Source organism: Microcystis sp. LEGE 08355, assembly GCF_015207185.1.
Classification (GTDB): Bacteria; Cyanobacteriota; Cyanobacteriia; order Cyanobacteriales; family Microcystaceae; genus Microcystis; species Microcystis panniformis.
This window is the reverse complement of record NZ_JADEXI010000120.1, coordinates 1-10,187: the sequence shown is the minus strand read 5'-3', so window position 1 is coordinate 10,187 and position 10,187 is coordinate 1. Positions and strand designations below refer to the sequence as shown.

General features: G+C 45.3%; 9 protein-coding genes. 4 read left to right on the top strand and 5 right to left on the bottom strand.

All coding sequences use genetic code 11. The features are described 5' to 3' along the window. Positions 1–404: 404 nt before the first annotated feature. The 4 genes from IQ242_RS08460 to clpP all read right to left on the bottom strand — a co-directional run bounded on the left by IQ242_RS08460 (position 405) and on the right by clpP (position 3,881). Entirely contained in the window at positions 405–1,262 is an 858-nt protein-coding gene (locus IQ242_RS08460; RefSeq protein WP_193959660.1) for an alpha/beta fold hydrolase, read from the bottom strand. 344 nt (positions 1,263–1,606) lie between these two features. Then, positions 1,607–1,813, bottom strand: a complete 207-nt coding sequence (locus IQ242_RS08455) for a hypothetical protein (RefSeq protein WP_193959659.1) — start codon at positions 1,811–1,813, stop codon at positions 1,607–1,609. Positions 1,814–1,834: 21 nt separating this feature from the next. Continuing rightward, a complete protein-coding gene (gene clpX / locus IQ242_RS08450) occupies positions 1,835–3,169 on the bottom strand; it encodes an ATP-dependent protease ATP-binding subunit ClpX (protein WP_193959658.1) in 1,335 nt (444 codons plus the stop codon). A 10-nt stretch (positions 3,170–3,179) separates the two neighbouring features. After that, on the bottom strand, positions 3,180–3,881 hold the full coding sequence (clpP, locus tag IQ242_RS08445) for an ATP-dependent Clp endopeptidase proteolytic subunit ClpP (protein WP_002767098.1): 702 nt from the start codon (positions 3,879–3,881) through the stop codon (positions 3,180–3,182). A gap of 65 nt (positions 3,882–3,946) precedes the next feature. Here clpP and IQ242_RS26700 point away from each other — a divergent pair, with 65 nt between their 5' ends. Beyond that, positions 3,947–4,081: a hypothetical protein gene (locus IQ242_RS26700; protein WP_255520628.1), complete on the top strand. Its 135-nt coding sequence runs from the start codon at positions 3,947–3,949 to the stop codon at positions 4,079–4,081. 79 nt (positions 4,082–4,160) lie between these two features. On the opposite strand, the gene tig is transcribed toward IQ242_RS26700, so the two are convergent. Continuing rightward, a complete protein-coding gene (tig, locus tag IQ242_RS08440) occupies positions 4,161–5,558 on the bottom strand; it encodes a trigger factor (protein ID WP_193959657.1) in 1,398 nt (465 codons plus the stop codon). Between the two features lie 324 nt (positions 5,559–5,882). On the opposite strand from tig, the gene IQ242_RS08435 reads away from it, so the two are divergent. The 3 genes from IQ242_RS08435 (at position 5,883) to IQ242_RS08425 (ending at position 10,083) form a co-directional block, all read left to right on the top strand. Beyond that, positions 5,883–6,920 carry an aspartate-semialdehyde dehydrogenase gene (locus IQ242_RS08435; protein ID WP_193959656.1) on the top strand — a complete coding sequence of 346 codons (1,038 nt, stop codon included), beginning with the start codon at positions 5,883–5,885 and terminating at the stop codon, positions 6,918–6,920. Between the two features lie 284 nt (positions 6,921–7,204). Continuing rightward, a complete protein-coding gene (dapA, locus tag IQ242_RS08430) occupies positions 7,205–8,095 on the top strand; it encodes a 4-hydroxy-tetrahydrodipicolinate synthase (RefSeq protein WP_193959655.1) in 891 nt (296 codons plus the stop codon). Positions 8,096–8,334: 239 nt separating this feature from the next. Next, positions 8,335–10,083, top strand: coding sequence for a ribonuclease J (locus IQ242_RS08425; protein WP_193959654.1), 1,749 nt, complete (start codon positions 8,335–8,337; stop codon positions 10,081–10,083). Positions 10,084–10,187 lie beyond the last annotated feature (104 nt).

Genomic DNA, 10,187 nt, shown 5'->3' with positions numbered 1-10,187 from the left:
GGGGTGTGGGGTGTGGGGTGTAGGTTTTTACAGATTTTCATCTGGTCAATTACCTAATACCAATTTTCAATAGTCGTGACTAACATCTAAAAGCGCAATTCCTGTCCGAGAGCGGAATTGCGCTTTGGAATAATCAACTAAGTCTGTCATCACTTTTGAAAAATGATACCATTTTTCTAAAGTAATGGCAGAGATGGTTAATTGCCCTCACCCCCAATCCCTATCTCAGAAAGGGAGAGGGGCAAGGGGATGAGGGACACGAATAAAGAAAAATGGTATGATATAATTTTCAGGGAAAAAGTACCTGAATTTTCCCCCAGATCACTCCCATATCTGGCACTTTTTGATTGACAAAAAGTCTAAAAGTCTTACCCAACAATGGTTTTAGATTCATTCAGCCAGCCCTAATTAATTTCCAAAAAATCTTGCAATTTTTTTAGATAAGTAGGGGCATCTTCTAACATGGGAAAGTGAGCGGTATTAGCCATCTCCACATACTCGATATTATTATTCAAATCCGCCGCCATTTTGCCCATTTTGGCGGGGATAATAATGTCTTTTTCCCCTGATACTAAAAGAGTTGGTATCTTAATCTCGGCAAATTTACCCGGCATAATTTCCACTGCCTTTTCACTCACAGATGTATAAATTGTGCCTAGGGCGGCCTCGTAATCCGCCGTCAAAAAATCTTCTAAAAAAGCAATTCTTTCTGATTTTGGGATCGATCGATGCAAAAATCTCGCCATAAATAATCGATCGGCAAAAGGTACTTTTAAAAACCAATCATAACGAAACTGTACCACATACTTACCGAATTTATGAAAGGCAGCAAAAGCCGCTTTATTATACTCAAAAATGCCATTACAGGTTAAAACTGCTTTGACCACTCTTTCGGGGTACATAGTAATAAAAAAAGTCGCCACCGATGCCCCCATAGAGTGACTATTGAGATAGATTTTTTCGATTTCTAAACTATCTAAAAACAAGGCCAAATCAAAGGCATATTCTTCTAAATCGTAGGAAAGATGGGGGGATTTTTCCGGCAACTTAGACCGACCAAAACCCCGCATATCGTACAATAAACAATCAAAGCGATCGCAAATTGCCGCAGCGGTTGATCGCCAATAGCGTCCCGATCCTCCCCAACCATGAATAAACACCATAACCGGCTTTTTCTGGGCAGATTCTGACCCCCGAATCCACTCGTAATAGTGGGGAACACCGCGGACAGTGACTGTTTGATCGATTATTTGAGTTTTCATGATAGTTAAGTAGGGAGGCACAATTATTTGTAGGATGGGTTAGCGGTAGCGTAACCCATGCGGGCGTTGGGTTTCATGCTTCAACCCAACCTACGTTCATCTTATATTTAATTCCACCCACCTACTTAAGTAGGGAGGCACAATTATTTGTAGGATGGGTTAGCGGTAGCGTAACCCATGCGGGCGTTGGGTTTCATGCTTCAACCCAACCTACGTTCATCTTATATTTAATTCCACCCACCTACTTAGATACCTAGCCATCCTCGTCAAGAGTTTTGCCAACGTCGCGCATCTGTGTCCGATAGTCGTCCGATTCTCTTAAGGAGTAACGAACGAGAACGATTTCAAGCTTCGAGTAATCGTTCATAGATGTCGTCTTCCAGATTATCCCAAATCTTAGCGAGATCAGTTTCGCTGACTTTTTGCCAGAAATCCGAGTTTGTCTCCTCCGGGATGAGGGTGACTAGAACTCTAGTACCCTCTGGAATCGGCACGGATTCGAGGAGTTCGATCCGGCCTTCTTTGACAATTGCGGGAACGGTGTTCAGCATGGTTAACCTCGATTTTTCCCCTTAAGCGGATTCTTGACTGGGTAGAGAGGAAGGATGAACCAATAGCTCTGCCGTGGAACGTTTTTCCACCATTTCGCGGGTGATTAAACATCGTTTCACGTCCTTGCGCGAGGGCAATTCGTACATGACATCGAGCATTAATTCCTCGACAATACCCCGTAGGGCCCGGGCCCCGGTTTTGCGACGATAGGCCTCTTGGGCGATCGCTAGGACGGCATCAGATTTAAACTCTAACTGTACATTGTCCATCTTCAACAGTTTTTGATACTGTTTCACCAAAGCGTTGCGGGGTTGGGTCAGGATAGCGATTAAAGCTTCCTCATCCAGGGGTGAAAGCGCCGCCAGGATGGGAATCCGACCGACAAACTCTGGAATCATGCCAAATTTGACTAAATCATCGGGAGTCATTTGTTTTAATAACCCTGCCGCCACCTTATCCTTACTAGCTTGGCTATCTCCCGGTTGAATAAAGCCCATGGATTTTTTACCGAGACGCTGATCGATCACCTTATCTAAACCGACAAACGCCCCACCGCAGATAAACAGGATATTGCTGGTGTCAATCTGAATACAATCCTGATAGGGGTGTTTGCGGCCGCCTTGGGGGGGGACATTGGCGATCGTTCCCTCTAACATTTTCAGTAAAGCTTGCTGTACCCCTTCTCCGGACACATCCCGGGTAATCGAGGTATTTTCGCTCTTACGGGCAATTTTATCGATTTCATCGATGTAGATAATGCCCCGCTGCGCCTCTTCCACGTCTAAATCTGCCACTTGTAACAGACGCAGGAGAATATTTTCCACATCTTCCCCCACATAACCGGCCTCGGTTAAAGTGGTGGCATCGGCGACGGCAAAAGGTACATCGAGGATTTTAGCCAGAGTTTGAGCTAGAAGGGTTTTTCCCGATCCTGTGGGACCGATTAACAGAATATTGGATTTTTGCAGTTCGATGCTATCTTCCGGACTACCGCCACCGGCTTTTTGGGTTTGGATATCTTTGAGGCGTTTGTAATGGTTATAAACGGCCACCGAAAGCACTTTTTTCGCCTCATTTTGACCAATAACGTAGTCATCGAGGTGTTTTTTAATCTCTCTTGGTTTGGGAATTTGTTCCCAAGTGGTTTTATTTTGGCCCGATCGCCGTTTGTTGGGACGTTCCTCCACTGGGGCGACCGGACTGGGCGGTTCCATCAATTCCTCATCGAGAATTTCGTTACACAGTTCCACACACTCGTCACAAATATAGACCCCCGGCCCGGCGATTAATTTTCGCACTTGTTCCTGGGATTTGCCGCAAAATGAACACTTGAGGTGGGAGTCGTATTTAGACATAGTTTATTATTTACAGGGAAGTAACGGGAACAGTAGGATCGGGCAGTTCGGGACGGGAAATCACCTGATCGATTAACCCATATTCTTTGGCTTCGACGGCGGACATGAAAAAGTCCCGTTCGGTGTCGTTGGCGATGCGATCGTAGGGTTGACCAGTGTGGTGAGCCAGCATGGTGTTGAGTCTCTGTTTAATATAGAGGATTTCTTTAGCTTGGATGGCGATATCACTGGCTTGACCTTGGGCGCCGCCGAGGGGTTGGTGAATCATGATCCGGCTACTGGGTAGGGACATCCGTTTACCTGCTGCGCCACCACAAAGCAGGAATGCTCCCATACTAGCGGCTAAACCGAAACAAATTGTCGCCACGTGGGGGCGAATTTGTTGCATGGTGTCGTAGATAGCTAGTCCAGCATAAACGGAACCGCCGGGGGAGTTGATATAGAGTTGGATATCTTTTTCGGGATCTTCTGCCTCCAAGTAGAGGAGTTGGGCGACGATCGAATCAGCGACCTGATCATCGACGGGAGTTCCCAAAAAGACAATTCTCTCCCGCAAGAGTCGAGAATAGATATCAAAAGCCCGTTCACCCATGCCAGACTGTTCGATTACCACGGGTAAAACGTTAGCTAGGGAGTTTCTCCCCGTGTTGGCGTAGATAGCAGGGCGACAATTACTGGTAATTGGGTAGTCAGGTGATCTCGATTCGAGCATAATTTTTTCGGTTCCGCTATCACAATCTTAGGGTTTTTGCTTGGCTGTGGAGCTTTTACTGGCAAATGTTAAGCATCTTTAGCACTTCTGTCCATCTATTATGCCCTAAGTTTCCCCCGGTTGGCAGGAATCAGTTATCAGTTATCAGTGAGCAGTTATCAGTTATCAGTTATCAGTTATCAGTTATCAGTTATCAGTGATCAGGGAGTGGGGGAATGGGGGAATTCAAGCAATACCCTAAAACCCCAACACCCCAACACGACTGCTAACTCCTTACGGTTATTCTTCCTCAGCCTCAGCTGCCAACACTTCCACTTCGGTGAATGCGAAGGTTTCTTCTGTTTCCTCCTCCTCGGTTGTTTCTTCCTCTAGGGAACCTTTGGGGACGAGGGTGATAGTAGCCTTTTCTTTCAGCCATTCTAGGGTGTTTTCCGCCAGCATTTCTTCGGTGATCACCTGTTCCAGACGCTGCATATCTAGGTTGCGATCGGACAATTCCGCCATGATTTTAGCGATTTTTTCCGTTACCGCTTCGGGACTGACTTCAATGCCGGCGACTTTAGCCAATTCCTGCACCACGAGAGTCTCTTTCAGACTTTCGATCGCATCGGGACGGGTGTTTTCCCGCATTTTGGGAATATTATCTTTTGTAAATAACTGGTTGACATCTAGCCCCATTTGTTGAAACTGCATGAAGCTTTGGGTCAAAATATGCGTCACTTCCTTTTCGATCAGCGTCTCCGGTAAATCTAAAGTCGCACCCTTGACTAATTCCTTGGTTAAAGCGTCATAAATGCTTTCTTTGGTTTCCTTCTCCGCTTGTTCTTGGAAACGTTTCTCTAAACTTGCTCTTAATTCGGCGATTGTCTCCTGATCGCTGACTTCTTGGGCAAAATCGTCGTCAAGCTCTGGTAATTCCTTTGCCTTTAACTCTTTCATCGTAATGGTAAAAATTACCGCTTTTGCTGCCACATCTTCTTTGGGATAATCTTCCGGGAAAGTCAAAGTCATCTCTTTGACTTCTTCCGGTTTCATGCCGATAATTCCTTCCACCATACCCTCGATAAAGCGTCCTGCTTCCATATCCACCCGCAGATCTTCGCCGTCAATATCCGGGATATCCTCGCCAGTTTCGGCGGATTTGCCCCGATAATCAACGATCGCCACATCTCCCAGCTGCGCCCCGCGATCTTCCACGGGAACCAATGTTGCTAACTGTTCTTGACGCTCTTTAAACCAATTTTCCACGGATTCGGGATCATAAACGGTTTCTTCGGCAGTAACGCTCAGATTTTCGTAATCTCCGAGAATAATTGTCGGGGCCACATCCACGGAAACTGAAAAAGTCAAAGCTTTACCCGGTTCATAGGCAGCGATCAAATCCTCAAACTGAGACAATAGCTGGGGATTACCCAGGGACTCGATCCCCTCCTGTTTTAGGGCAGATTCGAGGCAATTTTCGATTAATTCCTCAATTACTGCCGCTTTTACCGCTTTAGTTCCCAATCTTTGCAGAAGAATCTGACGGGGAACCTTCCCGGGGCGAAAACCGGGTATATTGGCCGACTTCGCTAAATTATTTACCACTTTCTCGTGGGTGTTTTTCGTGGTTTCGGCGGGAATTTCAATTTCTAAACCTATCTGACTGGCAGGAAGCTTTTCCTGAATAACTTTCATTGATTTTTCTAGCTCTTACGACAAGGAACGTTTATAATAGGGTGAGCGGTGTTTACGCCTGCGGTGGTTCCGTCCCGCTCATGATATTCTAGGGGAATAGCTGCAGTTGCTCCCCAAGCTGTCACAATCTTTTTATTTTAGCGGTCAATGGGGTATATTTAATTTATTCCGTCCTTGGGGCAGTTAAGCCCAATCAGAAAATTTTGCTGATCAAAAGCCGATCAATCCAAGCTTGAGAATAACTCGGTGGACAAAAAAGATTTTTTACTTTAACGATTTCTTCAGACCATTATCATCACCCAACTCGTCAGGAGGTAACACAATTTGAGTCAAAAAGTACGGGTCGCTATTTTAGGGGCCACCGGGGCCGTGGGAACGGAATTACTAGAATTATTAGCTAGTCGTCAATTCCCTCTCGCTAGTCTAAAATTACTGGCTTCCGAGCGTTCTGCTGGAAAAAACCTCGATTTTCAGGGCGAAAGTCTCCTCATCGAAGCGGTAAACGAGCGCTCTTTTCAGGACGTGGATATCGTTCTCGCTTCTGCGGGGGGAGCCACCTCAAAAGTTTGGGCGAAAACTATTGTCGAGTCGGGTGCGACGATTATCGATAACTCCAGTGCTTTTCGCATGAATCCCGAAGTGCCTTTAGTTGTCCCGGAAATCAATCCCGACAGTGTGGACAATCACCGGGGCATTATCGCTAATCCCAACTGTACGACAATTCTTTTAGGAGTGGCGATCTGGCCTCTCCACCAAGTACAGGCGATCGAGCGAGTAGTAGTTTCTACTTATCAGTCCGCTAGTGGTGCTGGAGCGCGAGCGATGGAGGAGGTAAAACAGCAAGCACAAGCAATTCTTGACAATCGGCAACCTCCCACTAATTCCTTCCCCTATCCCCTCGCTTTTAATCTTTTTCCCCACAATACCCCAATTAATGGTCAAGGGTACTGCGAGGAAGAAATGAAAATGGTCAACGAAACCCGCAAGATTTTTGCTTGTCCAGAGCTGCGGGTTAGCGCCACCTGTGTCAGGGTTCCCGTCCTGCGGGCCCATTCGGAATCGGTTAACCTAGAATTTAGTCAGCCTTTTTCTGTGCTGAAGGCCAGAGAAATTCTTGAGTCTGCTCCGGGGGTAAAATTAGTGGAAGATTGGGACGCTAATTATTTTCCCATGCCAATTGATGCCACCGGTTGCGATGAAGTATTGGTGGGACGCATTCGTCAAGATATCTCCCATCCTAACGGTCTAGAATTGTGGCTATGCGGCGATCAAATTCGCAAGGGTGCGGCTTTAAATGCTGTACAAATTGCCGAACTTTTAGTTAAGAAAAATCTCGTCGGTTCAAGATTAGCAACAGTTTGATAATTAAGCTATCAGCCATCAGCTAGATCAAGGCAATGATAACTAGAAAAATAGCTAATTAATCGTCGGATAAATAAAGTCTGAAAGCTGATTGCTGATCGCTCAAAAACTGATAACAAAGGACGAATCTAAAACCTAATTTGTTAAGCTAAAAGCTTCGATGTACTTAGTTGATAACCTTCTTTTTAGGTAGGAGGATTGCCAGATTCTTTCTTTTGCCTCTTGCCTTCAGAAGCTGATAACTGATAACTGATAACTGATAACTGATAACTGATAACTGATCAATGAGTGAAACATATTTTGGACGAGTAATTACGGCGATGGTGACACCCTTCACCGTCGAGGGTCAAGTTAATTATGGGATGGTGGAAAAATTGGCCGATTATCTAGTTACCCACGGTAGCGATGGTATAGTGGTCTGTGGGACGACGGGAGAATCACCCACCCTAAGTTGGCAGGAAGAATACGAACTATTTAGTATTGTCAAAAAAGCGGTTAATGGTCGTGGAAAAGTGATTGCGGGGACGGGTTCTAATTGCACTTCCGAAGCGATCGAAGCGACCCAACAGGCTGCTAAACTGGGTTTAGATGGTTCTTTACAAGTGGTTCCCTACTACAATAAACCTCCCCAAGAGGGTTTATACGAGCATTTTCGCACCATTGCCAAAGCTTGTCCCGATCTGCCAGTAATGCTTTATAATATCCCTGGTCGTACTGGTCAAAATATGACCCCAGAAACGATTATTAAACTGGCAGCAGTTGATAATATTGTGGCGGTAAAAGAAGCTAGTGGTAATTTAGAACAAACCTGTAAGATTTACTGTCATACTCCTGAAAATTTCGCTATTTATTCTGGCGATGATTTTCTCACCTTACCCCTAATGACCTGTGGTGCGGTGGGAGTGGTCAGTGTTGCTAGTCATCTAGTGGGAGAAGAAATCCAAGGGATGATTCAAGCTTTATTAACTGGAGATGCGGCCAAAGCGATCGAGATTAATTTGAAATTATTTCCCCTGTTTAAAGGTTTATTCTGTGCCACTAATCCAATTCCAATTAAAGCGGCCTTAAATCTAGTCGGTTGGGATGTGGGGGGTCTAAGACTTCCTTTATGTTCCCTAAGTCCCGAACTAGAAGAAGGATTAGCAAAAATTATGCAAGAATTGGCTTTAATCTAGAAAAATATTAGAAAATTTGGCTAACTAAACTAGGATTTTTTCGAGAAATAGGTTATAATGTTAATAGCTTAACTAGAAAAGAAATATAGTTTAGAACTGCTAGAAAGTATTGATACCAAGTGAATTTAACTAGGTGTTATTTCCCTAGTTAGAATAAGTCTAACTATCCATTTTTTGAGATTTACCGTCCACAAAAACCACCTGAAAAATCACCATAACTTACCATCAAAGGATACCTAATGATTCAAGATAAAACCCAAGCAAAACTAAAGATCATTCCCCTAGGAGGACTACACGAAATCGGCAAAAACACCTGTGTTTTTGAATACGATGATGAGATTATTCTCCTGGATGCTGGTTTAGCTTTTCCTTCCGATGATATGCACGGGGTCAATGTAGTGCTTCCCGATATGACTTATCTAAGGGAAAATCGCCATAAAATTAAGGGTATGATTGTCACCCACGGTCACGAAGATCATATCGGTGGCATTCCCTACCATCTCAAACAATTTGATGTACCAATTATCTACGGTCCGCGTCTAGCGATGGCTTTATTGCGGGATAAATTGGAAGAAGCAGGATTAGCAAATCGTACCAAATTAGAAACCGTAGTTCCCCGGCAAATGGTGCGTTTAGGTAAATCTTTCATGGTGGAATATATCCGCAATACCCACTCGATCGCCGATAGTTTTTGTGTAGCAATTCACACTCCTTTGGGGGTAGTTATTCACACAGGAGATTTTAAAATTGACCATACTCCCGTCGATGGCGAATTCTTTGATCTACAAAAAATTGCCGAACATGGCGAGAAAGGGGTGCTATGTTTATTGAGTGATTCCACTAACGCAGAAGTAGCCGGTTATACTCCCTCGGAAGCTTCCGTTTATCCCGGTTTAGAGCGGGTTTTTAACCAAGCAACGGGACGGATTATGATTACTACCTTTGCTTCCTCGGTGCATCGGATTAATCTGGTGTTGAAATTGGCCCAGAAATTTAACCGGAAAGTGGTGGTAGTGGGTCGATCGATGTTAAATGTTATCGCTCATGCGCGTAATTTGGGGTATATCAAATGTCCCGACGATATATTTGAACCCTTGAAAGCGACCCGCAATTTAGCCGATGATAAAATCGTCATTTTAACCACAGGATCCCAGGGGGAACCTTTAGCAGCCATGACGCGGATTTCTAAGGGTGAACATCCTCATATTCGAGCGCGTCAGGGGGATACGATTGTCTTTTCCGCTAATCCGATTCCGGGTAATACGATCGCTGTGGTCAATACAATTGATCGCCTGATGATGCAGGGTGCTAACGTGGTTTACGGACGCGATAAGGGAATTCACGTTTCTGGCCATGGTTCCCAAGAAGACCATAAATTGATGCTATCTTTGACGCGGCCGAAGTTTTTTGTGCCAGTGCATGGAGAACACCGAATGCTGGTCAAACACGCTCAGATGGCCCAAAGTATGGGGATTCCCGCCGAAAATATGGTAATTGTCAAAAATGGTGACACGATCGAGTTAACTGGCGATCGCATTGGCCTCGGCACACCAGTGCCATCGGGAATCGAGTTAGTCGATCAAGCGGGTGTAGTCCACGAACACATTATGCAGGAAAGACAACAGTTAGCCGAAGATGGTGTGATTACGATCGCATCCTTCGTCAACGGTGAGGGACAATTAAGCGCACCTCCAGAGATTAATTTGCGCGGTGTGGTGACAAAAGTGGAAATCTCGCTGCTGAATCAGCTAATTATTCGGGCGATCGAACGCTGTTTAAGCGATCGCAGTAGTGAATTTAAAACTGCGACGGGGGACCCAGATTGGGCCGGTTTGCGGGCCGAAATCGAGACGACTTTGCAACGTTTAATCAAACGGGAGTTAAAGAGTCAACCTCTAGTGATTTTCCTCCTACAAGCGGCGGCAACGGAACCAGCGAACAATCGTACTTATCGCCGCCGTCGTCCCGCAGCTACCATAGCCTCCTAATAGCAGTGGGACAGGAGACAGGAGACTCCGAGACAGAAGACTCCGAGACAGGAGACTCCGAGACAGGAGACTCCGAGACAGGAGACTCCGAGACAGGAGACAGG

Coding starts and splice junctions, on each gene's coding strand:
- IQ242_RS08460 (WP_193959660.1), bottom strand. CDS start 1,262: ATGAAAACTCAAATAATCGATCAAACAGTCACTGTCCGCGGTGTTCCC.
- IQ242_RS08455 (WP_193959659.1), bottom strand. CDS start 1,813: ATGCTGAACACCGTTCCCGCAATTGTCAAAGAAGGCCGGATCGAACTC.
- clpX (WP_193959658.1), bottom strand. CDS start 3,169: ATGTCTAAATACGACTCCCACCTCAAGTGTTCATTTTGCGGCAAATCC.
- clpP (WP_002767098.1), bottom strand. CDS start 3,881: ATGCTCGAATCGAGATCACCTGACTACCCAATTACCAGTAATTGTCGC.
- IQ242_RS26700 (WP_255520628.1), top strand. CDS start 3,947: ATGTTAAGCATCTTTAGCACTTCTGTCCATCTATTATGCCCTAAGTTT.
- tig (WP_193959657.1), bottom strand. CDS start 5,558: ATGAAAGTTATTCAGGAAAAGCTTCCTGCCAGTCAGATAGGTTTAGAA.
- dapA (WP_193959655.1), top strand. CDS start 7,205: ATGAGTGAAACATATTTTGGACGAGTAATTACGGCGATGGTGACACCC.
- IQ242_RS08425 (WP_193959654.1), top strand. CDS start 8,335: ATGATTCAAGATAAAACCCAAGCAAAACTAAAGATCATTCCCCTAGGA.